The organism is Gordonia alkaliphila, assembly GCF_023017165.1.
In the GTDB taxonomy this organism is placed as follows: Bacteria; Actinomycetota; Actinomycetes; order Mycobacteriales; family Mycobacteriaceae; genus Gordonia; species Gordonia alkaliphila.
On the sequence record NZ_JALKBW010000001.1, the window covers coordinates 908,423 to 932,072 of the forward strand.

Below are 23,650 nucleotides of genomic sequence, written 5' to 3' on the forward strand. Positions count from 1 at the left end.
ATCGAGACGGGGCGCGCTCACCATCCTCGGCGACACGGAAAGCCCCAGCTGAAACCCCTCGCACAAGGAGTTCCTCTGACACCTCTCCGGCCTCCCCTTTGCCGCGCCCTCGGGAACAGCAGATCTCGTCCCCGCTGAACTCGCAGCCGACCAAGCGCCCCGACCATGCGAACTACGCCGCGGGAAACAACGACACGGATGACAGTGCTTGTGTTGGAGTTCCTTTTACTGAGCAGCGAATCGGGTCAAACTGCCACCACTATCGAGAGGTAGTGACCCGGGTGACATCAGATATCAAGACCGACTTCAGTGACCAGGCAGGGGCTTGCTCCTACGATGAGCACAGCAATCCGTGCACGCTGTCACACAGCACTGAGCGCGGGGTGACAATCGGTTTCACCGGCGGATTAAGCGGCGAATTTGTCAAGGCGGAGCTCTCCGTGACTAGCAGCGACATTGTTACCGTGGAAGTAGTTTGTGGTGCACCGAAAAACCCGGACTCGGCGAAGGGGACCGTCGCATACATGTCTAACTATAATCCCACATACTACATTGATAAGTACTATGTGACAGGCGGGGGTCTGGCGGAGCGGTCGGATCAGCAGAGTGCCAAGGAAGGCCGGGGAGTGCATTGCGTAACCGTTCTCAAAGAGGCGTAAGGGCGGTCCCCGCTATCGTGGCGGTTCTCGCGCTATCGCTGGTGGCGGGATGTTCGAACACAGATGGGGGCAGCACTGAGGACCATGCTGGTGAAACCACTATCCCTGCAGTGCAGGACATGCGACAAGATATTGACCCCGTTGATCTTGTGGGGATTGATGCAGGAGATATTGTCAAGACCTGTGGATCGGAATGTTTCAGGCGGCCTCCTCGTGGCTGGGTGAGGCGTCGTCGGGTTTGTCGAGGACACCGTTTTTGAAGGTGGTGCCGGCGTGGACGAGCGCGGCCAGGTGGGGTGCATTGATCGCACGCCAGCGGGACTGCGCGGCCTCGATGAGTTTGTAGGCCATCGCGATTCCGGCCGCCCGGGAGCCGGGACCTTTGGTGACCTTGGTACGCAGCCGGACCGTCGCGAAGGTCGACTCGATCGGGTTCGTGGTCCGCAGGTGCACCCAGTGCTCGGCGGGGTACCGGTAGAACTCCAGCAGCACGTCGAGATCGTGGGTGATCTTGGAGACTGCTTTCGGATATTTCGCGCCGTAGGCTTCCTCGAACGCGGCGACCGCTTCCTTGGCGTGGTCGAGGTCTTCGGCGTTGTAGATCTCCTTCAGTGCCGCGTTCGCGTTGGGGTGCGCCGACTTGGGCATGGCGGCCAGGACGTTGGCCTGTTTATGGAACCAGCACCGCTGCTCGGCGGTGGTCGGGAAGACCTCGCGGACCGCGGCCCAGAACCCGAGGGCGCCGTCTCCGACGGCCAGTGTCGGGGCGGCCATGCCGCGGCGTTTGCATGAGCGCAGCAGGTCGGCCCAGGATTCGGTGGATTCGCGGTAGCCGTCGTCGATGGCGATCAGTTCTTTGCCGCCGTTGTCGGCGCGGACCCCGATCATCACCAGCAGGCACAGTTTCTCCTGCTCCAGCCGGACGTTGAGGTGGATGCCGTCGACCCATACATACACGTAGTCGGCGGTGATGTCGCGCTGGCCGAACGCGGCCGCTTCGGATTGCCATTGCTTGGTGAGCCGGGAGATCGTTGCTGCCGACATGCCCGCCCCCGAGCCCAGGAACTGTTCCAGCGCCGGCCCGAAATCACCGGTAGAGAGACCATGCAGGTAGAGCAGGGGCAGCACCGCGGTGATCTCCGGGCTTTTGCGTGCCCACGCCGGCAGGATCGACGAGGCGAACCGGCGGCGTTCTCCGGTGTCGGGGTCAGTGCGCTTGTCGTTCACGCGCGGCGCCTTCACGGTGACCGCGCCCGCGGCGGTCATCACCTCACGCTCGCCGTGGTAGCCGTTGCGCACGACCAGCCGGTGGCCGTTCTGGTCGACCTGGTCGGTGTGGGCCGCGATGTAGGCGGCGACCTCGGCCTGCAGGGCGGCGGCGAGCATCTGCCGGGCGCCGTCACGGACAAGCTGGTCGAGCAACGAACTCGGGCCGGACGGGTTGGACGCATCCTCAGGGTTGACTACGGTAAGAGACACGGGCGTGCCTTTCCGCCAGCGCGGCAACGCTGACTTAGATCAAGTGACTACGGGATCAGTATCGCGGGAAGGCGCGCCCTCCCTCATCCACAGGTCTTGATCATTCCTCTTGATGCAGATGAGCTGAATAACAAGATATTTGCTCCCGACGCGCGCGATACATCATTCGGTGACGAAAACATGTATGACGTTGGAAATGGGGTGAGGGTTGCCACCGGCGGGCTGAACTTCTCTCGCCGCGTGAACCCTGCCCGGGGTGATGAGTTCGCGAACTACACCGGCAACTTCCGAATCTTGACCGCATGCTCGCGGTTCGATGAGGCCGACGACGGTTACTACCTCTACGTCGGCATCCTGCCTCCTGAACTGGCCACTGACGACGTGCTCGCACGAGGCAGGGCAGGCGAGTTCAACCAGGTCCTGCAGGATCGGACCGGGTGCAGACCGTGGGGGCCGACTATTCCCGTATCGAAGGCCCGGTAGCGAGCGACAGATCGCAACCCGCCGGACCTCCAGCTCGGCACCGGTGCGCGGCGGATCGGCGGTGAGTAGCGCGTTCCCGTCGTCGGAGAACGCACGCGAGCGGGGCAGGAAGCGGACCCCTTGGGTGCCGCCCCTTCGACTGCTCAGCGGGCGTAGGGACAATCTCAGGGAGCGTAGGACGACCTCAGGGCGCGTGCGACAAGCTCAGGAAGCAGGGGCAGGGTAGCGACCGGGTAACCTCCACACCATGATGACCGACTCCACATCTGAGCAGGTCCGCGCCACTCTGCGGCGCGTGGCGCCCGGCACCGGGTTGCGCGACGGGCTCGAGCGGATCCTCCGCGGCGGCACCGGCGCCCTGATTCTCCTCGGCTACGACGAAGCCACCGAACGGATCTGCGACGGCGGCTTCCACCTCGACGTCGCCTTCGCCCCCACCCGCCTGCGGGAACTGGCCAAGATGGACGGCGCCGTCGTACTGTCCGACGACGGCACCCGCATTCTGCGCGCCAACGTCCAGCTGATGCCCGACCCGTCGATCCCGACCGCGGAGTCGGGCACCCGGCACCGCGCCGCCGAGCGCACCGCCCTGCAGACCGGGACGCCGACCATCTCGGTGAGCGCCTCGATGTCGATCGTGAGCCTGTACGTCGACGGCATTCGCCGCGTCGTCGAGAATCCCGACGGACTGCTGTCGCGCGCCAACGTCGCCCTCGCCACGTTGGAGCGGTACAAGTCGCGGCTCGACGAGGTGAGCGCCCAGCTCTCGCGCGCGGAGATCGAAGACTACGTGCTGCTGCGCGACGCGTGCAGCGCCGCCCAGCGCATGGAGATGGTGCGACGCGTCGGCGTGGAGATCGAGGAGTACGTGCTGGAGCTCGGCGTCTACGGACGCCAGGTGGCGCTGCAGCTCGAGGAGCTGATCAGCGACAACGACATGATGCGCGAACTCCTGGTGCGCGATTACTACTCCGCGCCCGAGCCGGCCAGCACCGAGCAGGTGCGCCAGATCCTCGACGCGCTGGAAGACCTGTCGAACGCCGACCTGCTCGACCTCACGCTGGTGGCCGGCGCGTTCGGCTACCCGTCGACCATCGAAGCGCAAGACCTGCCGATGACGCCCCGCGGCTACCGGCTGCTGGCCCGGATCTCGCGCCTGCAGTTCGGGCACATCGATCGGCTGGTGCGCGAGTTCGGGAACCTGCAGTCGTTGTTGGCGTCGAGCTCGGCCGACCTGCAAGCCGTCGAAGGCATCGGTTCGATCTGGGCCCGGCACATCCGCGAAGGCCTCTCCCGGCTCGCCGAAGCAAGCTTGGAGCGGTTCGACTAGCGACTACTGCTGGGGCGGGGCGATCACGTTGAACGTGATCGGGGCCGACTCCTTGACGCCCACGGTGGCGATGGCCTGGTAGGCGCCCACCGGGATGGCCACGCGCGGCTTCTCGCAACCGGGGCTGCTGGTGGTGCCCGACCACGTGATCTTGTCCGAAGCCTGCTGCCCCGGTGCCAGCACCTGGACGTTCACCGTCTTGTCGGGGGCGCAGTCCTGTGCGGACCACAGGGTCCGCGTGCCGTCGAGCGAACGGACGGTCACGTTCTGCGACGCCTTGCCGATGTCGCGCGAGCAGGGTGCGAGGCCGCCGTTGGTCACCACGACGGTGAAGACCGGCTGGTCGCCCTTGGTGTAGGTCGGCTTGTCGGTGTAGAGCACCACCGACAGCGTCTGGTCCGTGCACGGCGCCACCTCGGCGCCCTGGGCCGGCTCGGTCTGCGGGGCTTCGCTGGTGGGGGCCGGGGACTCGACCGGCGACTTGGGCGCCGGGGCCTGGCCCTGGTTCGGCTTCTCGCTGGACGCGGGCGCCTCGGGTGCCGCCGATCCCTCGGTGGTCGACGAGGTGGCCGCGGCGTTGGTGGTGCCCGGTTCGTCGTTCCCACCGGAACTGGCCCAGATGATCAGGGCGATGATCAGCGCGATTGCCACCACGACGGCAGCGGCGGCGAGCAGCCGACGCTTCCAGTAGACCTCATCAGGCAACGGTCCCTGCGGTTCAATCACGTCTGCCACGGTATCGCCGCACGCCAGGGGCGTCGTCGACCCCGGGCGGCGTGTCGCGACATGCGGCGGGAGATCACACCCTTCAACGACCTACGGGGCGGGCTCGCCGATGTCGCCGATGACGCTGGAGAGCGTGGCGGCGCCGTCGTTCAAGTGGTAGTTCAGGCCGATCACCGCGAGGCGTCCGTCGGCCACCTGCTCGGCGATGATGCGGCTGCGCTCCACCAGGAGCTTGCCGGTCTCGGTGACGTGGCGCTGCTCGAACTCGTCGACGCGCGTGAGGCCGTCGCGGCGCCCCTCGATCATGCTCGGGAGCACACGCTCCACGATGGAGCGGATGTAGCCGGGGGGCAGCTCGTTCTCGTCGAGCGCCCGCAGCGACGCCGCGATCGCGCCGCAGCTGTCGTGGCCGAGGACCACGATCAGCGGGGTGTTCAGCAGCTCGACGGCGAACTCGATGGAGCCGAGGACCGACGAATCGATGACGTGACCGGCGGTGCGGACCACGAACATGTCGCCCAGACCCTGGTCGAAGATCACCTCGGCAGCGACGCGCGAGTCGCCGCAACCGAACAGCACCACGTGCGGGGTCTGGCCCTGGACCAGCTCCGGGCGATCGGCGATACCCTGACTGGGATGAATCGCCTCCCCGCGCACGAAGCGCTCGTTGCCGGATTTGATGAGTTGCCAGGCTTCGGTCGGGGTGAGATCTTTCATGCTTCTAGTGTTACACCTCACCAAGTGGAAGGGATTCGGCCGGGCTCGTGGAAGCGGACATTCTGACCTGGTTCGACGACGCTCGGCGCGACCTCCCCTGGCGCGATCCCGCGGTGACCGGCTGGCACGTTCTGATCAGCGAGATCATGCTGCAGCAGACCCCGGTGTCGCGCGTGGTGGAGCCGTGGCAAGACTGGGTTCGACGATGGCCCGTCCCCTCGGCGATGGCCGCCGAACCGGCCGGCGAGGTGCTCCGCGCGTGGGGCAAGCTCGGTTATCCGCGGCGGGCGCTGCGCCTGCACGACTGCTCGAAAGTCCTTGCCGCACAACACGATGACCGCGTCCCCGACGATGTCGACGTGCTCCTCGGCCTGCCCGGGATCGGCGACTACACCGCCCGCGCGGTGGCGTGCTTCGCGTACGGGCAGGCGGTGCCGGTGGTCGACGTGAACGTGCGGCGGGTGATCGCGCGGGCCGTGCACGGGCGGGAGCCCGGTTCGCCGGCGCGGGGCGACCTGGCCGACGCGGAGGCGCTGCTGCCGCGCGACTCTTCCGGCGCCCCTACTGCTGAGGCTCCGGTGTTCTCGGCGGCGCTGATGGAACTGGGCGCGCTGGTCTGCACGGCGCGCAACCCCAAGTGCGAGGAGTGCCCGATCGCCGATCAGTGTCGTTGGCTGGCGCGGGGCCGGCCGTCGTACGACGGGCCGCCTCGTCGTACACAGAAATACGAGGGCACCGACCGGCAGGCCCGCGGGAAGCTGCTCGACGTGCTCCGCGGCAGCTCCGGCCCGGTGGATCGCGCCGCCCTCGACGCCGCGTGGACCCGAGACCCCGGCCAACGCGACCGCGCCCTCGACTCCCTGCTCACCGACGGCCTCGTCGAGCTCACCCCACCGGCCTCTTCTCCTCCCCGGCGAATCCCGACCCTCTCCCCACCCGCCCGAGTGGCGAGTCGCGACCCTATTTCCAAGTCGCGCGCGGGGCCCCGAAAGCGACGCGTAAACAGGGTCGCGAAGTGTGGCCGTCAGCCGTGAGCGGGGAGGGCGTACGACAACGGCCGATTCTTCCCACCGCGAGCGGAGCGATGGGGAGAAGCGGCCGTCGTCGTTGACCGTCAGGACAGGTCGATATCACCCGAGCCCGCGTTGGGTGCGCCTGCGCCCACGAGGTCGCCGCCGGAGGAGGCGTCCGGCGTATCAGCGAGCGCAGCCGGAGCGTCGGCGGCCAGGTCCGGAGCCAGCGCGTCCGCGGCCAGGTCCGGAGCCGAGGCGTCGACGGCCAGGTCCGGAGCCGGGGCATCTGCGTCGTCGACCGCATCCGACTCGAAGCCGGGGAGCGTGACGGTCAGCGAGTTCGCGGCAGGGCCGGCACCGTCGTCCGCAGAATCCAGCGCGAAGGTTCCGGCGCTGAGCGCCGAACGACCGGACGGTGCACCGAGGAACCCAGCGATCTGGTCACGCGCGCCGAGGAGCGAGCTGACCAGGCCGCCGTCACTGAGGAGACCGGGGATGAACTGTTCCGGGATGCCATTGAGGACCGCGCCGCCGATGTTCGCGGGCGCGTTGATGATCGCATTGACGAGCGCGAGCGGATCGAAGTCCGTCACGGCGTCGAATATCTCCTGAGCGCTCGCGCCGGACCCCTGGACCAGAGCCATGAGCGGAGTGACCGCGCCCAGCCCGACTCCCACCATGAGGCCCATACCGCCCTCAGCGAGCGACTGGAGGTTGTTGATCGGCTGCAGGATGGCGTCATTGATCGGTCCGAGCAATGCCAGAGCAGGACCGAGCACTGGCGTGAGGGCCGCGAGGAAGAGGTTCTCGAAAGCGGAGTCGATCTCGCCGGCAGCGAGGTTCTCGATCGCCGTCTTGAGCGCCGGGATGGCGGACCCATTCACGGCGCCGAAGAAGTTGCTCGTCGCCTGGGCGCCCGCCTCGGCCAGCGAAGAAGCGGTGGCGACCTGATTGGCGATCAGCTGCTGAAGAATCGGGGCACCCTGGCCGACCCCTTCGCCCAGGAGCGGCGCGAGATTGTTGAACGTCTCCTGCAGCAGGTCCGTCTAGACCTGGACCGGGCCCAGCAGGGTGTCGATCCCGGTGGAGATCGGCGACGGCTCGGCCGCCATTGCCGGCGCAGTACTCGCCAGCGGAGTGAGTGCAATCGCGCCGGCACTCGCGAGAGCAACACCGGTCATGAGCTTCGGGCGTGTGAGAGTTCGCAATGGACTGTCCCTTCGAGAGAGTTGACCCCCGGACAAACCAGACAGAACGAGCATCTGATGCCGTCAGTTAAGCAAGCACTCACTCGGTTGTGTGCGGAATCACGTATTTGCTCTCCTGTGGCTCACAGCATGCATACAGGGTGCGTTCAGCAACACGCGGCGATACCGGCCGTCATCAGCCCTCACCCCGCGAGTCGCGACCCTGTTGACGCCTCGCTCGCGGAGCCCCGAAAGCGACACGTCAACAGGGTCGCGACACGTCAGAGCGGGCGGGGCCCGTCGACGGGCTCAGGGAGCGGGTGGGGCGGTGTAGGCGCCGGACTGGGCGAGGACCCACGACAGTTCGAAGGCGGCTTCCTCCCAGCGGCGGTAGCGACCCGAGGGGCCGCCGTGGCCGGCGAGCATCTCCGTGCGGAGCAGGATCGGATTGCCCGACGTGGTCGACTCCTGAAGGCGCGCAGCCCATTTTGCGGCTTCGGTGAAGAGCACGCGAGTGTCGTTGAACGAGTTCAGGATCAGCATGGCCGGGTACGGCAGTTCGGCGACGTTCTCGTACGGCGCGTAACTGCGGATGTAGGCGTAGACCTCGGGGTCGTGCAGCGGGTCGCCCCACTCGTCCCACTCGGTCACCGTCAGCGGCAGCGACGGATCCAGGATCGACGTCAACGGGTCGACGAACGGCACCGCCGCCAGGATCCCGCCGAACAGCTCCGGCGCCAGATTCGCGACCGCACCCATCAGCAGTCCGCCGGCCGAACCGCCGTCGGCCACCATCTGCCCCGGCGTGGTCCAGCCCGTGTCCACCAGATGCTGGGCCACGGCGACGAAGTCGGTGAAGGTGTTCTTCTTCGACAGCAGACGCCCCTGCTCGTACCAGTACCGTCCCATCTCGCCGCCGCCGCGGATGTGCGCGGTGGCCAGCGCCATCCCGCGATCCAGCAGGCTCAGCGACGACACCGAGAAGCCCGGGTCCGAACTGATCTCGTAGGCGCCGTATCCGTTGAGCAGCAACGGCATCGGGCCGGTCACATCACGACGCCGCACGATCGAGATCGGCACCTGGGTGCCGTCGACGGCCGTCGCCCATTCGCGGGTGGCCACGTAGTCGGCGGGGTCGTACTCCCCCAGCACCGTGGCGCGCTTGAGCAGCGTGCGCTCGCCGGTGGCGACGTCGAGGTCGATCACCTCGGTCGGCTCCACGTAGCTGGCGTACCCGATGCGCAGCCGCGGGGTGTTCCACTCCGGGTTGCCGCCCAGCCCCACCGAGCACAGTTCCTGCGAAAAGGTCACGGGCACAAAGTCATCCGCGCCGGGCAGGGTGTCCCGGCCGCGCAGGTCGGCGATCGCCAGCTTCGGCAGCGCCGCCTCCCGGTACGACAGCACCAGGTAATCGGCGAAGCACTCCACGTCCTCGATGCGGTGCGTGGCGCGGTGCCCGATCATCGGACGACGCGCGGCCGGATCGTTCACCGGCATCACGTCGACCGCGAAGTTGGCCTGGCTCTGCCCCTCGGCGCTCGGCGCGTTATGCACGATGACGAAGTAGTCCTCGCCGCCGAACTTCGCATGCTCGGCCGAATACTCCACGCCCGCAGTACGTCCGGCCAGCGAGACGAACTCGCCGGTCGGATCGTCCATGGACAGCACGAAGACCTCGGAGGTGTCCTTGGACCCCGCCCCGATCACCAGGAAGTCCTCGCTCTGGGTGGCGCCGAAGCCGACCCAGAACCGCTCGTCCGGCTCGTGGAAGACGCGGACGTCGTCGCCGCTGCCGCCCACTTCGTGCCGCCACAGCGTGTCCGGACGCCAGGCGTCGTCGACCGTCAGATAGAAGAGGAACCGCGCGTCCCTGGACCACGTGGCCCCGCCCGCGGTGTCTTCGACGACATCGTCGAGCAGCTCCCCGGTCTCCAGGTCCTTGATCCGCAGCGTGTACCGCTCGTCGCCGACGGTGTCGGTGGAGAAGGCCAACCAGCGGCCGTCGTGCGAGACGGAGTACCCGCCGAGCGCGAAGAACTCGTGGCCCTCGGACTCCACGTTGCTGTCGAGCAGCACCTGCTCGCCGGGCACCGGGACGTCGGGCGCCACCACCGGCGGCGTCCAGTCGTCCGGCCCGGAAATCGGGCAGCGGCAACGGATCTCGTACGCCTTGCCCTCTTCGGTGCGCAGGTAGTACCAGTACTGCCCGGACCGCACCGGCACCGACATGTCGGTCTCCTGCGTGCGCGACCGGATCTCTTCGTAGATGTCGGTGCGCAGCTGCGCCAGCGGCGCGGTCTGCGCCTTGGTGTACTCGTTCTGCGCCTCGAGGTAGGCGATCACCTCGGGGTTCTCGCGATCGCGCAGCCACTCGTACTCGTCGACGAAGACGTCGCCGTGGTGCTCGCGCGAGGACGGCACCTTCTTGATGGTGGGCGGCACGCTCGGGGGCGCAACAGAGTCGGGCACGGCGGGGGTGTTCGGCACAGCGGGATCAGGCATTCTCGGCGTCCGGCCAATCGTCGAAGGAGAGCTGCGAAATCCGTTCGTACGCTTCGATGTACCGCGCACGGGTGCGTTCGACGACATCGTCCGGCAGCGGCGGGGGCGGCACGTCGCCGTGGCGATCCCAGTTCGCCGCGTCCGAGGTGAGCCAGTTGCGGACGATCTGCTTGTCGAAGCTCGGCTGCACCGTGCCCGGCTCCCAGGTGGACGCCTCCCAGTAGCGGGAGGAGTCCGGGGTGAGGACCTCGTCGGCCAGCACCAGCGAACCGTCGGCCGCCTGGCCGAACTCGAACTTGGTGTCGGCCAGGATGATTCCGCGTTCGCGCGCCAGATCCGAAGCGCGCGAATAGATGTCGAGCGTCAGGTCGCGCAGGGTGCGCGCCAGGTCGTCGCCCACCTGCGCGGCCACCTGCTCGAAGCTCACGTTCTCGTCGTGATCACCGATGTCGGCCTTGGTGGCCGGGGTGAAGATGGGCTGCGGCAGACGATCGGCCTCGGTGAGGCCGGGGGCCAGCTGCACGCCGCACACCGCGCCGGTGGCCCGGTAGTCAACCAGGCCCGAACCGGTCAGGTAGCCGCGGGCCACGCACTCCACCGGGACCATCGGCAGCTTGGCCACCACCATCGATCGGCCCACCAACTCGGCGGGGATCCGCTCGTCGGTGGGACCGCCGGCCAGGTGGTTCGGCACGGTCAGCTGGTCGAACCAGAAGAAGCTGGCCGCGGTGAGGATGCGTCCCTTGTCCGGGATCGGCGTGTCCAGGATGAAGTCGTACGCCGAGATCCGGTCCGAGGTGACCAGCAGCAGAGTCTGCTCGTCGATCTCGTAGATGTCGCGGACCTTGCCGGAGGCGACGTGCCGATAGTCGGACAGGGCGGGACGCATCGCGCGGTCTCCTTCTTACTGATGCAGGTGAGTGGAACTACAGGATCGGCGCCGGACGGTACCGGGCCGCCTCGGGGTCGGTATCGAGCAGCGCGGTGGCCGCCCGGATCACGTTGGCGATCTGCTGGGTGGACGCGCCGACGAAGGCCGACTTGTCGTCGATCAGCTCGTCGAGCTGAGCCCGGTCCAGCGGCAGACGCTCGTCGGCGGCGAGACGGTCGAGCAGGTCCGGCTCGCGGCCCTCCTCGCGCATGGCCAGGGCCACGGCGACGGCGTTCTCCTTGATCGCCTCGTGTGCGGTCTCACGACCCACACCGGCGCGCACCGCGGCCATCAGCACCTTGGTGGTGGCCAGGAACGGCAGGTAGCGGTCCAGCTCGTTGGCGATCACCGCGGGGTAGGCGCCGAACTCGTCGAGCACGGTCAGGAAGGTCTCCAGCAGGCCGTCGATCGCGAAGAACGCGTCCGGCAGCGCGACGCGGCGCACCACCGAGCAGAAGACGTCGCCCTCGTTCCACTGCGCACCGGCCAGCTCGCCGGTCATCGACGCGTAGCCGCGCAGGATCACCGCGAGGCCGTTGACGCGCTCACAGCTGCGAGTGTTCATCTTGTGCGGCATGGCCGAGCTGCCCACCTGGCCGGGCTGGAAGCCCTCGGTGACCAGTTCGTGGCCGGCCATCAGCCGGATGGTGGTGGCCAACGACGACGGCGCCGCCGCCACCTGTACCAGCGCGGACACGACGTCGTAGTCGAGCGAGCGCGGGTACACCTGGCCGACGGAGGTCAGCGCGTTGGCGAAGCCCAGGTGGGTGGCGACCTTGGCTTCGAGGGCGTCGAGCTTCTCCTCGTCGCCGTCGAGCAGATCGAGCATGTCCTGGCTGGTGCCCATCGGGCCCTTGATGCCGCGCAGCGGGTAGCGCGCGATCAGCTCGTCGAGCCGGGTGATGCCGATCATCAGTTCGTCGGCGGCCGACGCGAAGCGCTTGCCGAGCGTGGTGGCCTGCGCGGCGACGTTGTGGCTGCGCCCGGCCATCACGGTGGTCACGTACAGCGCGGCGCCCTCGGTGAGGCGCGCGAGCAGCGTGAGGCTGTGCCGGCGCACGTAGGTCAGCGAGCTGAGGATCTGCAGCTGCTCCACGTTCTCGGTGAGGTCGCGGCTGGTCATGCCCTTGTGGATCTGTTCGTGACCGGCGAGGGCGTTGAACTCCTCGATGCGCGCCTTCACGTCGTGGCGGGTGACCCGCTCGCGCTCGGCGATGGAATCCAGATCCACCTGATCGACGACGCGCTCGTAGTCGGCGATGGCGTCGGCGGGGACGTCGATCCCCAGCTCGCGCTGCGCCTGCAGCACCGCGATCCAGAGGCGGCGCTCCAGGATGATCTTGTTCCGCGGCGACCAGATCTCACCGAGATCTGCAGAGGCGTAGCGGCTGGCCAGGACATTGCTGATGGCAGGTTTTCCCACGTCGAGCATTCTACGGCCCAGGTCGCCCGCGGGGTGAATCCGCGACCTCGGAGGCGACTGGCCCTTGCCAATCCGATACCCCCATGGGTATATTCGCCGTCACCTGTTCATACCCCTAGGGGTATCACACCGAGAGGCCGTCATGAGTACCGACGTCACCACCGATCCATCAGACACCTCGCCGCCCGGCGAGGCGGAAGTCTTCACACCCGGCCCGATGGCCCGGCTCGGCACGTGGGCCGGCACCCACCGCCGCTGGGTGTTCGCCATCTGGGCCGTCCTCGTGATCGGCCTCGGCGCCGCCGCACCGTCGGTGTTCTCCTCGCTGGCCGGCGCCGGCTGGCAGGCCAACGGCTCGGAGTCGGTGCAGGTCCGCGAACTGGCCCAGGAGCACTTCGGCGGCAACTCGTCGGCCGCGGTGCAGGTGGTCCTGAACTCGCCCGACGGTCCGCTCGACCCGGCCGCCCAGAACGAGATCCTCACCGAGCTGCGCGCCATCGCCGACGGCGACGACCGCTTCGCCACGGTGATCGATCCGCAGCCGGGCATGACCGTCAGTCCGGACGGGCGCACCGCGATCGCCATCATCGGCGCCAACGCGAGCACCGACGACATGGTCAAGGCCGTCGACGACCACAAGGCCGAGATCACGGCCCTGGCCACCGACGACGTCGAGGTCTACCCCACCGGCGCGTCCGCGCTGTGGAGCGACTTCAACAAGGCCAACCACGACGCCATGATCAAGGCCGAGATGATCTCCTGGCCGCTGACGCTGGCGATCATGGTGGTCGCGTTCGGCTCGGTGGTCGCCGCCGGTCTGCCGCTGCTGCTGACCCTGGCCGGCCTGGTGGCCTCCGCGGGCGCCCTGGTGCTGCTCAACGCCGTCACGCCGATCTCGGTGTGGGCGATGAACTTCGCCATGATGTTCGCCCTGGCCCTGGGTATCGACTACGCCCTGTTCATGGTCGCCCGCTTCCGCACCGCCTTCGCCCAGGCGCAGCAGAAGCACGGTGACAAGGCGGCCGCGCTGCGCGCCACCGCGGAAACGATGGACACCGCCGGTAAGGCGATCCTGCTGTCCGGCCTGACCGTCCTGGTCAGCCTGTCGGCGGTGCTGATGGTCCCCGCCCCCGCGGTGCGCACCATGGCCGTCGGCATCATGCTGGCCGTCGCCTTCGTCCTCGCCGCCAGCCTCACCCTGCTGCCGGCGGTGCTGGCAGCGCTGGGCGGCAAGGTCAACGCGGGCTCGCTGCCGTGGACCAAGAAGGCGCACCATCACCACGGCCACTCGCCGCTGTTCACCAAGTGGGGCAAGTTCCTGGACCGTCGTCCGTGGGCTCCGGCCATCGTCGCCGTCGGCATCCTCATCGCCCTGGCCCTGCCCGTCTTCGGGATCAAGGTGGCCATGCCGTCGATCGCCGTGGTCCCCGAGGACGCTCCCGTCCGCCAGGGCTACGAAGTGGTCGCCGCGCAGATGGGTCCGGGTGCGCCCGGCATGCTGACCATCATCGCGCCGGAAGCCGACGCCGCCGCCACCGCGACCGCGGTCGCCGCCAACGGCGACATCGCCGCCGTCATGCCGGCCCAGCCGGCCGGCGACGGATCAGGCCTGGTGATGATCCAGGCCATGCCGAAGGTCGACCCGTCCGACGAGTCGATGGGCGGCACCGTCGCGACCCTGCGTGCAGAGCTGCCGGCCGGCGCCCTCGTCGGCGGCCCCGCGGTGGAGAACCTGGACCTGCAGGACACGTTGAACACCTGGTTCCCGCGGGTGGCGGGCACCATCCTGGCGTTGGGCTTCCTGCTGCTGCTGGTCGCGCTGCGCGCGCCGGTGATCGCACTGCTGGGCACCGTGGTGAGTCTGCTGTCGACGGCGGCCGCGTTCGGCGTCGCCAAGCTGATCTTCGGTGACGGCATCGGCGCCGACCTGCTCGGCTTCGACCCGCAGGGCTTCCTGAACGGCTGGGGTCCGGTGTTCTTCTTCGCGATGATCTTCGCGATCGCGATGGACTACACGGTCTTCCTGCTGGCCACCGCCAAGGAGCACTACGAGCATCACGGTGATCCGCGCCAGGCGCAGCAGGACGCGATGGGCCAGTCCGGTCGCATCATCTTCGCCGCAGCCGCGGTGATGGTGGCGGTGTTCTTCTCCTTCGCGCTGGCCGACCCGCTGCCGCCCAAGGAGATGGGCATCATCCTCGGCGTCGCGGTGCTGCTCGACGCCCTGCTGATCCGCCTGATCCTGCTGCCCGCGATCCTGCGGGTGTCCCACCACGGCGCCTGGTGGTGCCCCAAGTGGCTGGACCGGATCCTGCCGACGATCAGCTTCAAGCACTGATACCCCAAGGGGCATAGAATGGACACATCGACTGTTGACCAGTCGCAGACCGAAGAAAGGACGCGACCATGATCGGCGACGAAGAAGAAGTCACCAGCATCGTGAACCGGCTCCGCCGCGCGCATGGACAGCTGGCCGGAGTAATCGGCATGATTGAGGACGGCCGGGACTGCAAGGACGTCGTGACTCAACTCGCGGCGGTATCCCGAGCTTTGGACCGCGCAGGTTTTAAGATCGTGGCGACCGGACTTCGCGAGTGCATGCTCGACGACGCCGACCGACCCAGCGGCGAGAACCTGGACGTGGCGCAGCTCGAGAAGCTGTTCCTGGCCCTGGCTTGACCCGCACCGACACCGACGACGAAGGAGTAGACATGGAACTCGCCCTCGCGACCAGCACCACGGGCACTGTGCCCGAGGTGGCCGACCGCGTCCGCGCGGCACTGTCCGAGCAGGGTTTCGGCGTGCTCACCGAGATCGACATGTCGGCCACGCTCAAGACCAAGATCGACGTCGACATGGAGGACTACCTCATCCTCGGCGCCTGCAACCCGCCGTCCGCCTACCGCGCCGTGAGCGCGGAGAAGCAGATCGGCCTGTTGCTTCCGTGCAACGTCGTCGTTCGTCGTGACCCCGACGACGTCGACCTCATCCACGTCGAAGCCATGAACCCTCAGCTCATGGTGAACGTGGTCCCCGACAACCCCGGTCTGATCGAGGTTGCCGACGAAGTGGCAGTGAAGCTGCAGGCTGTGATCGACGCCCTGTGACCGATCTGTTCACCGGACCCACCCGGCGGCGCTTCTTGGTAAGCGCCGCCGGTGTGGCGTCTCTGGCCGGTTTGTCCGCGTGCGGCATCGCGCACACCGCCACCGACCCCGAGGGCCTCGACGGCCGCGGCGGCGATGACGAACTGCCCACCCAGACTCAAGCCCCGAACGCCCCCGGCGGACCCGCCGTGATCACCGGCTCGTTCAAGTCGGCCAAGATGGCCGGCCGCGAGACCAAGTGGGCCGTCGCCCGTCCCAGCGGCGTGACCGGCACCCTGCCCGTGGTGCTCGTGGCGCACGCGTTGAACACGGACGAGAGCACCATCTTCAGCTCGTTCATGGACATGCAGGGCGTGCTGCAGCGGTACGTCGACGCCGGTGGCCCGCCGTTCGCGCTGGCCGCCGCCGACGTGGGCCGCAACTACTTCCATCGTCGCAACGACGGCGCCGACGGCGGCGCCATGATGCTCGACGAATTCCTGCCCATGCTGGGCGAGAACCAGGAGCTCGACCTCCGCACCGACCGCTTCGGCCTCTACGGCTGGTCCATGGGCGGCTACGGCGCGCTGCGGATGGGCGCCATGATCGGCGCCCCGCGCGTGGCCGCGATCGCCGTCAGCTCCCCCGCGATGTGGGCCGACCCGACCGCCTACCCGCCGCGCGCCTTCGACTCGTACGAGGACTACCTGGCCAACTCGCTGTTCGGCCAGCAGCAGGCGTTCTCCCGGATCCCGGTGATGATCTCGATCGGCGCGGCCGACCAGTTCTACACCTACACCCGGCAGTGGGCCGCCGAACTCCGTCCGCCCGCCGCCTTCGGCACCTCCCCCGGCGGCCACACCACGCGCTTCTGGCGTTCGGTGATGCCCGAGCAGGTGGAATTCCTCGGCCGCAACCTCGCCCTATCCAGCCCTTCGGCGTAGGTCTCGCTGCGGCGTCGTCGACCCCCTCTGACCTGCGGGGAGGCGGGGCGGCGGGGTGGGCGACGGAGCTGTGGACAACCCCGATAGCACCGTGCGGGCCTGTGGACAGGGCCGAGGTGAGGGTCGTCGAGCGGGTGTCTGCTGCCTGCTATGACACCGACTCGGCTCAACTATCCCGTCGACCGCCACGGCCTGATCAGACGCGACCTCACCGTCGAGGCGGGATTCTCCGACCACGACCTCGCGCACTCGGTCAAGACCAAGCAGCTGATCCGCCTCACCAGCGGCGTCTATCGCGCGCGGATCGACGTCGACCCCGAAGACCGCACCGCGGTGGCCGAGGCGAAGATCGAGGCGTTCCGGCTGAAGAGCCTCGCGATCGCGACGGGCCGGGACCACGGCGGCAACACGGCCCTGAGCCACACGTCGGCGGCGATCGTGCACGGGCTGCCGCTTCTGAAACCGGAGCTGGAGATGGTGCACCTCACCAACGGTGAGATCGGCGGCGGACGAGCACGCAAGAACTCCCTCCTGCACGCCAGCGATCTGCCCGCCGGAGATGTGGTGAAAGTCAACGGCGTCTGGATCACCAGCCTGGCGCGCACCGCGGCCGACGTCGCCCAACTCGCACCGGCGCACGATCCGCTCGCCTTCTCCCAGGCCATGACCGTGTTCGACGCCGCGCTGCGGGCCGGGGTCGACCGGGACGAGCTGGCGGCGCAACTGGATCGACGACGCCGCCGCGGCACCCGCGTCGCGAAGGCGGCGCTGCCGTGGGCCGACCGGCGGGCGGAGTCGGTCGGCGAATCGTGGGGTCGTGCGCAGATGATCCAGCGCGGGCTGCCGGCCCCGGAACTCCAGGTGGAGTACCACGTCGGCGGCGAGACCCACCGCGTCGACGGCGACTGGGAGCGCAAACTCGTCTGGGAGTTCGACGGCCGCGGCAAGTACCAGCGGTACCTCGCCGACGGCGAGACCCCGGCCGACGCGTACTGGCGCGAGAAGAAGCGCGAGGACGCACTGCGCTCACTCGGCGTCTTCGTCGTCCGGACGTACTGGGACCTGATGGAGCGCGGCCGGGCCGTCGACCCGATCGAACGCGCCCTCTTCCACCTCGGCCTCTGCTGAGCTCGCCCGTCGTCGACGCTGCCACCGTCGCCCCCACCCCGCCTAGCCCGCGAGTCGCGACCCTAATCGCGCCTCGCTCCCCGGGCTCCGAGCGCGAGGCGGCAACAGGGTCGCGACACGCCAGAGGGGCGGTGTGCGCGCACCCTCCGCCGCCGAACCCGCACGTCGCGACGCTAATCGCGCCTCGCTCCCCGGGCTCCGAGCGCGAGGCGGCAACAGGGTCGCGACACGCCGGAGAGGGGGTGTGCGCGGCGGGGTCTACAGAGAAATGCGGCCCTGCTCGGCGGCGAGGCCGATGTCGGTGCGGAAGTGGGCGCCGGGGAGCTTGACGGCGGCGAGGCGCTCGTAGGCCTGGGCGCGGGCGGCGGCGAGGTCAGCGCCGCGGCCCACCACCGACAGCACGCGGCCGCCGGCGGAGACCACGCGGTCGTCCGCGTCGAGCTTGGTGCCCGCGTGGAGCACACCCTCGCCGTCGGACCCGACGATCACGTCGCCGGTGCGCGGGGTGCTCGGGTAGTTCTCGGCGGCCAGTACCACCACGACGGCGGCACCAGGATGCCACTGCAGCGGCGCCAGCTCGGCGAGCGTGCCGGTGGCGGTCGCGTTCAGCGCCTCGCCCAGCGGGGACTCGAGCAGGTCGAGCACGGCCTGGGTCTCCGGGTCGCCGAAGCGGCAGTTGAACTCCACCACGGCCGGGCCCTCGTCGTCGACGGCCAGCCCGGCGTACAGCAGCCCGTTGAACGGGGTGCCGCGCTTGGTGAGCTCGGCGGCGACGGGCTTGCACACCTCGTCGACGATCCGGTCGACCATCGCCTGCGGCAGCCACGGCAGCGGCGTGTACGCGCCCATGCCGCCGGTGTTGGGGCCCTGGTCGCCGTCCCCGACGCGCTTGTGGTCCTGCGCGGGCAGCAGCGGCACCACGGTGTCGCCGTCGACCAGACAGAACAGCGAGACCTCGGGTCCGGACAGGAAGCTCTCCAGCAGCACCGGATGGCCGTGCTCCAGGCAGTCGGCGGCGTGGGCGCGAGCGGCGGCGCGGTCCGGGGTCACCACGACGCCCTTGCCCGCGGCCAGGCCGTCGTCCTTGACCACCCAGGTGGGACCGAAGCGGTCCAGGGCGGCGTCGAGGTCGGCGGGATTGTCGACGATCTCGGCGCGCGCGGTGCGCACCCCGGCGGCGGCCATGACGTCCTTGGCGAACGCCTTGGAACCCTCGATCTGTGCGGCGGCGGCACTCGGGCCGAAGGTCGCGATCCCGGCGGCGCGCAGCGCGTCGGCCACGCCGAGCACCAGCGGCACCTCGGGGCCGATCACCACGAGGTCGGCGGCGATCTTCTGCGCCAGCGCGACCACGGCGTCGGCCGAGGCGACGTCGACCGCGTGCACGGTGGCCACCGACGCGATACCGGCATTGCCGGGCGCCGCGTGCAGCTCGGTGACCGACGGGTCACGCTGAAGTCCAAGAAGCAGGGCATGTTCGCGGCCGCCCGAGCCGATCACGAGTACTCGCACGTCGTTCAGCCTAGTGCGTTCGGTACCGGAGCCGGGAACCGAACTCCACCACCAGCACGGCCAGCACCGGCGCCAGGCAGCCGACCACCGTCGCCACGAGCAGCCCGCCGCCGACCGCAGCGATCACCGCGCCGACGAGCAGCGGCACGGCCGCGGCCAGCAGCAGCGGAACCAGCCGGTGGTCGAGCCCGGCCAGGAAGTAGTACATGGCGACGGTCCCGAAACAGAACAGCGCCAGCGGGATCGCGACCGAGCCGTACACGGCGAGATCAGAGATGGCGGTCTCGCCCTCGAACCAGAGCGCGATCAGGTGAATGCCCGAGCCCACCGCCGCGCACGCCACCACGATCACCATGCTGCCGTAGCCGAACACGAACGAGCGGTGCTTGTTGCGCTCCAGCGGCCGCCCCACGTCGAGCCGGAAGTACAGCCACCACATCGCGAACGTCACGCCCATCGCGGTGAGCCCGAGGACCGCCGTCTGCAGGCTCCAGCCGGTGCGGCCGATCAGCGCCTGCAGCACCGCGACGGTGCCTACCACGCCCTCGCCGAGGGTGATCACCACCAGCGTCGAATAGCGTTCGACGATGTGCCCGGCATGCCACGGCGTCGGGGTGAATCGGGTCTCCGCCAGACCCGGGCCCAGCAGTTCCACGGCCATGCAGATCGCGATGCCGATCAGGGTGGGACCGAGCGTCAACGGCACCGCCGCCACCACGATCCATCCGAGCTGCGCGAGCGCGGTCATGCCCGCGTAGGTGAGGCAGGTGGCCCGATAGTCCGGCGCCTGCGCGGCCGCCCGCAGCCACTGCGCGATCATCGCCGCGCGCATCACCAGGTAGCCGACGATCACCACCACGAGGTCGACGTGCGCGTCGGCGTCGATGGACGCGAAGACCGGCGGCATGCCGATCGCGATGATCGCCACCCCGATCATCTGCACCAGCGTGAGCAGGCGGTACAGCCAGTCGTCGGTGTCGAAGGCCGACGAGAACCACGCGAAGTTGATCCACGCCCAGACCGCCGCGAACGTGGCGATGCCGTAGCCGAGGATCGCGGACCGGAAGTGCCCGTCCGCCAGGTACTCGGCCAGCTGGACACCGGCGATGGAGAAGGCGACCACGAAGACGAGGTCGTAGAACACCTCGAGTCCGCTCGCGGCGCGCTGCTCCTGCATCGGATCGCGGCCGCTCATCCGCCGCAGACTCGTCGGAATGCTCACTCGGAAAAGCGTAGACCGGTGTTCGTCGTACCCTGCGGATAATCTCGACGACATGCAGACGCGCAGCTTGTCCAGCCGGGACCGTCCCACCGCCGACGCGGTGATCACCGCGCTGGCCGGCCCCGACGCCCGCCTGCGACCGGATCAGGAGACCGCCGTCGCCACGCTGGCCACGCCCGGCTCCCGAGCCCTGGTGGTGCAGGCCACCGGGTGGGGCAAGTCGGCCGTGTACTGGGCCGCGACCGCGGTGATCCGCGCCAACGGCGGCGGGCCCACGCTGATCGTGTCGCCGCTGCTGTCGCTGATGCGCGACCAGGTGTCCGCCGCCACCCGCGGCGGTCTGCGCGCGGCGACGCTGAACTCGTCGAACGTCGACGAGTGGTCGGCGATCGAGGACGACCTCACGTCCGGCGCCTTGGACGTGCTGCTGGTGTCCCCCGAGCGGCTCGCCAATCCCGGTTTCGGCCGCCGCGTCCTGGACGCCCTGGCCGGCCGCCTGGGTCTGGTGGTGATCGACGAAGCGCACGCCATCTCCGACTGGGGTCACGACTTCCGGCCCGACTACCGGCGGGTGGCCGACGTCCTGCAGCAGCTCAACCCGCAGACCTCGGTGCTGGCCACCACCGCCACCGCCAACGAGCGCGTCACCGCCGACGTCGCCGCGCAGCTGGGCGCGGCCACCCTGGTGCTGCGCGGGCCGCTGGCGCGAAAGTCCCTGCACCTCAACGTGATCGACGGCCTGTCGCCGATCGAGCGGTACGGCTGGGTGGCCGATCAGATCGCCACGCTGCCCGGTTCCGGCATCGTCTACGTGCTCACCGTGGCCGACGCCGACCGACTGGTCACCGCCATCAAGGCCCGGCACGGCGACGACTACCCGGTGGCCGCCTACACCGGCCAGCTGCCCGCCGACCAGCGCCACGGGCTCGAGGACGACCTGCTGGGCAACCGCGTCAAGGCGCTGGTGGCCACCTCCGCGCTCGGCATGGGCTTCGACAAGCCCGACCTCGGTTTCGTGGTGCACGTGGGCGCGCCGCCGTCCCCGGTGTCGTACTACCAGCAGGTCGGTCGTGCCGGGCGCGCGCTCGACGAGGCGGTGGTGGTACTGCTGGCCTCGCGCATGGACGAGGCGGTGTGGGACTACTTCGCCACCGCCACCATCCCCGACCCGCAGCGGATGGACCGACTGCTGGCCGCCCTCGCCGAATCCGACGGCCCGGCCAGCGTCCCGCAGCTGGAGGCGCGCACCGGCATGCGCCGCACCCGCGTGGAGCTGGCGTGCAAACAGCTGGCAGTGGACGGCGCCACCGAACGCACCCCCGACGGCTGGGTGCTCACCGGCGCCCCGTGGACGTACGACGCCGAGCACTACGCCGGCGTCCTCGCCGTGCGCCGCCGCGAGGCCGAGATCATGCGCGCCTACATCGGCGGGCGCGACTGCCTGATGAAGCTGCTCACGCAGGCGCTCGACGATCCGCTGGCGCAGGACTGCGGCCGCTGCAGCGTGTGCCTCGGCCATCTCACGCCGGGCCTGTCCGCGCAGGTGCCCACCGAGACGCTCGGCATCATCTCCGCCGCGCTGCGCGGTCAGGCGCAGCTGCTGGAGCCGCGCAAGATGTGGCCGGGCGGGGTGTTCGGCAGCCGCGGCCGGATCCCGGCCGGGCAGATGGCCGAGGCCGGCCGGGTGCTGGCCTTCGCGGACGCGCCGCAGTGGACCGACACCCTCGCCGCCGCCCGCCAGTCGGGCGAGGCGGCCGAGACCGCACGGACCGAACTGACCCGCGCCGCCGTCGCGGTGCTGGCCGAGTGGGGTCGCGCCGGGGTCAGGCCCGAACTCATCTGCGCGCTCGACCTGGGGACCGGGCTGGCCACCGACCTGGCGCGTCGTCTCCGCGACATCGGAAAGCGCGCGGACAGCGCCGACTTCCCGGTGACGCCCGGGCCCGGACCGGGCCGCGATGCCAACGGCGCCGCCGACGCGGCCCACTGGCGCGACCGGCTGGGTGCGCCGCCGCAGCTCGACGGCGCGAGCGTGCTGCTGGTGATCGACGAGACGTCGTCGACGTGGCCGATCACCCTGGCCGTCGCCGCCCTGCGCGAGGCCGGCTCGGGTCCGGTGCTCCCGCTGCTGGTGCACCAGACCGTGTAACCGAGTCCCCTGCGGGCAACTCCGTCCGCGCAGGCCCCGCGTACTCGTACGATCAAACGATGTCGACCATCCTCATCGGAATTCTGGCGCTCGTGGCCGGAGCACTGTTCTGCTTCTACGGGATCGTGGCCATGCGCGTGGTCATCGCGGCGTGGGGCGCGTTCGTCGGGTTCAACGTGGGCGCCGGCCTGGTGTCGGCGGTGAGCAACGACGGGTACCTCGGCACCGCGGTCGGCTGGATCGTCGGCATCGTCGTCGCGCTGCTGTTCGCGTTGCTCGCGTACCTGTACTACGCGGTGGCGATCACCCTGGCGATGGCCTCGATCGGCTTCACCCTCGGCACCGCCGTCATGGTGGCCTTGGGCATCGACTGGAACTGGCTGATCATCCTGATCGGCGTCGTCGCCGGTGTGCTGCTGGCCTGGCTGGCGCTGGCCGTCGACCTACCGGCGGTGGTGCTCGTCGTGCTCAGCGCACTCGGCGGCGCGACCGTCTTCGTCGCCGGGCTGATGTTCCTCACCAACAGTCTGACCACCGCCGAGGTGAGCCGCGGCACCGTGACCGCGACCATCGGCGCGCACTGGTGGTGGTGGCTGATCTACGCGGCACTCGCGCTGGCCGGGGTCGTCGCGCAGTCGCGCCTGATGGGATCGGGCGACGACGCACGACAGCGGTGGTGAGCCGGGGCCGCGGCCCCGCACACCACCGCTGAGGCGAAACTAGGCGGTCGGCTCGTCGGGCACGTTCTCCTGGTAGCCCATGGCGCGCAGCGAGGCGCGGATGCGGCGGGCCGACTCGTCGAGGACGGCCGGGTCCGGGTTCTGCTCGGCGGCCCGCAGGTCGAAGAGTTCCTCCGACCAGGCCGGGAACACGTGGATGTGCAGGTGCGGCACTTCCAGACCGGCGATCAGCAGACCCATCCGCGGCGCGTCGTAGGCCTTCTGAATGGCGCGGCCGACCATCTGCGAGACGCTGGTGAGGTGCGTGAAGGTGGGGGTGTCGATCTGCTCCCAGTGATCGATCTCCTTGCGCGGCACCACCAGCACGTGGCCGGGCGTCACCGGGTTGATGGTCAGGAAACCGACCGTCTGGCCGTCCTTCCAGATGAACCGGCCGGGCAGTTCCCCATTGATGATCTGCGTGAAAATCGATGCCATGC

The 23,650-nt window shown here is 69.2% G+C and carries 21 protein-coding genes; 10 read left to right on the forward strand and 11 right to left on the reverse strand.

Going from position 1 to position 23,650, the window contains the following annotated elements; genetic code table 11:
• Positions 1 to 857: 857 nt before the first annotated feature.
• The gene (locus MUG78_RS03935) at positions 858 to 2,138 is read right to left on the reverse strand and encodes an IS256 family transposase (RefSeq protein WP_246992382.1); all 1,281 of its coding nucleotides are present in this window, start codon (positions 2,136 to 2,138) and stop codon (positions 858 to 860) included.
• Between the two features lie 96 nt (positions 2,139 to 2,234).
• On the opposite strand from MUG78_RS03935, the gene MUG78_RS03940 reads away from it, so the two are divergent.
• Both MUG78_RS03940 and disA read left to right on the forward strand, forming a co-directional pair.
• A complete protein-coding gene (locus tag MUG78_RS03940; RefSeq protein WP_246992384.1) occupies positions 2,235 to 2,621 on the forward strand; it encodes a hypothetical protein in 387 nt (128 codons plus the stop codon).
• 247 nt (positions 2,622 to 2,868) lie between these two features.
• A complete protein-coding gene (gene disA / locus MUG78_RS03945; protein ID WP_246992386.1) occupies positions 2,869 to 3,951 on the forward strand; it encodes a DNA integrity scanning diadenylate cyclase DisA in 1,083 nt (360 codons plus the stop codon).
• A gap of 3 nt (positions 3,952 to 3,954) precedes the next feature.
• Here the strand turns inward: disA and MUG78_RS03950 are convergent, their stop codons facing one another.
• Together MUG78_RS03950 and MUG78_RS03955 are read right to left on the reverse strand one after the other, a co-directional pair.
• The gene (locus tag MUG78_RS03950; RefSeq protein ID WP_246992388.1) at positions 3,955 to 4,677 is read right to left on the reverse strand and encodes a hypothetical protein; all 723 of its coding nucleotides are present in this window, start codon (positions 4,675 to 4,677) and stop codon (positions 3,955 to 3,957) included.
• Positions 4,678 to 4,767: 90 nt separating this feature from the next.
• The gene (locus MUG78_RS03955; protein WP_246992390.1) at positions 4,768 to 5,394 is read right to left on the reverse strand and encodes a carbonic anhydrase; all 627 of its coding nucleotides are present in this window, start codon (positions 5,392 to 5,394) and stop codon (positions 4,768 to 4,770) included.
• Positions 5,395 to 5,441: 47 nt separating this feature from the next.
• Between MUG78_RS03955 and MUG78_RS03960 the strand changes: the two genes are divergently transcribed.
• Positions 5,442 to 6,428 carry an iron-sulfur binding domain-containing protein gene (locus tag MUG78_RS03960; protein WP_308221325.1) on the forward strand — a complete coding sequence of 329 codons (987 nt, stop codon included), beginning with the start codon at positions 5,442 to 5,444 and terminating at the stop codon, positions 6,426 to 6,428.
• A gap of 80 nt (positions 6,429 to 6,508) precedes the next feature.
• Here the strand turns inward: MUG78_RS03960 and MUG78_RS03965 are convergent, their stop codons facing one another.
• The 5 genes from MUG78_RS03965 to purB all read right to left on the reverse strand — a co-directional run bounded on the left by MUG78_RS03965 (position 6,509) and on the right by purB (position 12,450).
• On the reverse strand, positions 6,509 to 7,291 hold the full coding sequence (locus MUG78_RS03965) for a hypothetical protein (protein ID WP_246992392.1): 783 nt from the start codon (positions 7,289 to 7,291) through the stop codon (positions 6,509 to 6,511).
• A gap of 162 nt (positions 7,292 to 7,453) precedes the next feature.
• Positions 7,454 to 7,588 carry a hypothetical protein gene (locus MUG78_RS18080; protein ID WP_281499782.1) on the reverse strand — a complete coding sequence of 45 codons (135 nt, stop codon included), beginning with the start codon at positions 7,586 to 7,588 and terminating at the stop codon, positions 7,454 to 7,456.
• 315 nt (positions 7,589 to 7,903) lie between these two features.
• Positions 7,904 to 10,096 carry a S9 family peptidase gene (locus tag MUG78_RS03970; RefSeq protein ID WP_246992394.1) on the reverse strand — a complete coding sequence of 731 codons (2,193 nt, stop codon included), beginning with the start codon at positions 10,094 to 10,096 and terminating at the stop codon, positions 7,904 to 7,906.
• The gene (locus tag MUG78_RS03975; RefSeq protein ID WP_246992396.1) at positions 10,089 to 10,985 is read right to left on the reverse strand and encodes a phosphoribosylaminoimidazolesuccinocarboxamide synthase; all 897 of its coding nucleotides are present in this window, start codon (positions 10,983 to 10,985) and stop codon (positions 10,089 to 10,091) included. Before MUG78_RS03975 ends, MUG78_RS03970 begins: the two co-directional genes overlap by 8 nt.
• A 37-nt stretch (positions 10,986 to 11,022) precedes the next feature.
• A complete protein-coding gene (gene purB, locus MUG78_RS03980; protein WP_246992398.1) occupies positions 11,023 to 12,450 on the reverse strand; it encodes an adenylosuccinate lyase in 1,428 nt (475 codons plus the stop codon).
• A gap of 142 nt (positions 12,451 to 12,592) precedes the next feature.
• Here purB and MUG78_RS03985 point away from each other — a divergent pair, with 142 nt between their 5' ends.
• From MUG78_RS03985 to MUG78_RS04005, 5 genes are all read left to right on the forward strand, one after another.
• Positions 12,593 to 14,788: an MMPL family transporter gene (locus tag MUG78_RS03985; protein ID WP_372493108.1), complete on the forward strand. Its 2,196-nt coding sequence runs from the start codon at positions 12,593 to 12,595 to the stop codon at positions 14,786 to 14,788.
• A gap of 68 nt (positions 14,789 to 14,856) precedes the next feature.
• A complete protein-coding gene (locus MUG78_RS03990) occupies positions 14,857 to 15,129 on the forward strand; it encodes a metal-sensitive transcriptional regulator (RefSeq protein ID WP_246992400.1) in 273 nt (90 codons plus the stop codon).
• Positions 15,130 to 15,161: 32 nt separating this feature from the next.
• Entirely contained in the window at positions 15,162 to 15,557 is a 396-nt protein-coding gene (locus MUG78_RS03995; protein ID WP_246992402.1) for a DUF302 domain-containing protein, read from the forward strand.
• Positions 15,554 to 16,480: an alpha/beta hydrolase gene (locus MUG78_RS04000; protein ID WP_246992404.1), complete on the forward strand. Its 927-nt coding sequence runs from the start codon at positions 15,554 to 15,556 to the stop codon at positions 16,478 to 16,480. The genes MUG78_RS03995 and MUG78_RS04000 overlap by 4 nt, the downstream gene beginning before the upstream one ends.
• Before the next feature lie 150 nt (positions 16,481 to 16,630).
• Entirely contained in the window at positions 16,631 to 17,608 is a 978-nt protein-coding gene (locus tag MUG78_RS04005) for a hypothetical protein (RefSeq protein ID WP_246992406.1), read from the forward strand.
• Between the two features lie 258 nt (positions 17,609 to 17,866).
• Here MUG78_RS04005 and purD read toward each other — a convergent pair whose 3' ends face one another.
• Both purD and MUG78_RS04015 read right to left on the reverse strand, forming a co-directional pair.
• Complete coding sequence (purD, locus tag MUG78_RS04010; RefSeq protein WP_246992408.1) at positions 17,867 to 19,120, reverse strand: phosphoribosylamine--glycine ligase; 1,254 nt, start codon at positions 19,118 to 19,120, stop codon at positions 17,867 to 17,869.
• Between the two features lie 10 nt (positions 19,121 to 19,130).
• A complete protein-coding gene (locus MUG78_RS04015) occupies positions 19,131 to 20,342 on the reverse strand; it encodes a low temperature requirement protein A (RefSeq protein WP_246992410.1) in 1,212 nt (403 codons plus the stop codon).
• A gap of 52 nt (positions 20,343 to 20,394) precedes the next feature.
• Between MUG78_RS04015 and MUG78_RS04020 the strand changes: the two genes are divergently transcribed.
• Both MUG78_RS04020 and MUG78_RS04025 read left to right on the forward strand, forming a co-directional pair.
• Positions 20,395 to 22,491, forward strand: a complete 2,097-nt coding sequence (locus tag MUG78_RS04020) for a RecQ family ATP-dependent DNA helicase (RefSeq protein ID WP_246992411.1) — start codon at positions 20,395 to 20,397, stop codon at positions 22,489 to 22,491.
• 59 nt (positions 22,492 to 22,550) lie between these two features.
• Positions 22,551 to 23,171 carry a TM7S3/TM198-like domain-containing protein gene (locus tag MUG78_RS04025; RefSeq protein ID WP_246992413.1) on the forward strand — a complete coding sequence of 207 codons (621 nt, stop codon included), beginning with the start codon at positions 22,551 to 22,553 and terminating at the stop codon, positions 23,169 to 23,171.
• 39 nt (positions 23,172 to 23,210) lie between these two features.
• Here the strand turns inward: MUG78_RS04025 and MUG78_RS04030 are convergent, their stop codons facing one another.
• Positions 23,211 to 23,648 carry an HIT family protein gene (locus MUG78_RS04030; RefSeq protein WP_246992415.1) on the reverse strand — a complete coding sequence of 146 codons (438 nt, stop codon included), beginning with the start codon at positions 23,646 to 23,648 and terminating at the stop codon, positions 23,211 to 23,213.
• Between the last annotated feature and the right edge of the window lie 2 nt (positions 23,649 to 23,650).

Coding starts and splice junctions, on each gene's coding strand:
- disA (WP_246992386.1), top strand. CDS start 2,869: ATGATGACCGACTCCACATCTGAGCAGGTCCGCGCCACTCTGCGGCGC.
- MUG78_RS03955 (WP_246992390.1), bottom strand. CDS start 5,394: ATGAAAGATCTCACCCCGACCGAAGCCTGGCAACTCATCAAATCCGGC.
- MUG78_RS18080 (WP_281499782.1), bottom strand. CDS start 7,588: ATGACCGGTGTTGCTCTCGCGAGTGCCGGCGCGATTGCACTCACTCCG.
- MUG78_RS03970 (WP_246992394.1), bottom strand. CDS start 10,096: ATGCCTGATCCCGCTGTGCCGAACACCCCCGCCGTGCCCGACTCTGTT.
- MUG78_RS03975 (WP_246992396.1), bottom strand. CDS start 10,985: ATGCGTCCCGCCCTGTCCGACTATCGGCACGTCGCCTCCGGCAAGGTC.
- MUG78_RS03985 (WP_372493108.1), top strand. CDS start 12,593: ATGAGTACCGACGTCACCACCGATCCATCAGACACCTCGCCGCCCGGC.
- MUG78_RS03990 (WP_246992400.1), top strand. CDS start 14,857: ATGATCGGCGACGAAGAAGAAGTCACCAGCATCGTGAACCGGCTCCGC.
- MUG78_RS03995 (WP_246992402.1), top strand. CDS start 15,162: ATGGAACTCGCCCTCGCGACCAGCACCACGGGCACTGTGCCCGAGGTG.
- MUG78_RS04005 (WP_246992406.1), top strand. CDS start 16,631: ATGACACCGACTCGGCTCAACTATCCCGTCGACCGCCACGGCCTGATC.
- MUG78_RS04020 (WP_246992411.1), top strand. CDS start 20,395: ATGCAGACGCGCAGCTTGTCCAGCCGGGACCGTCCCACCGCCGACGCG.
- MUG78_RS04025 (WP_246992413.1), top strand. CDS start 22,551: ATGTCGACCATCCTCATCGGAATTCTGGCGCTCGTGGCCGGAGCACTG.
- MUG78_RS04030 (WP_246992415.1), bottom strand. CDS start 23,648: ATGGCATCGATTTTCACGCAGATCATCAATGGGGAACTGCCCGGCCGG.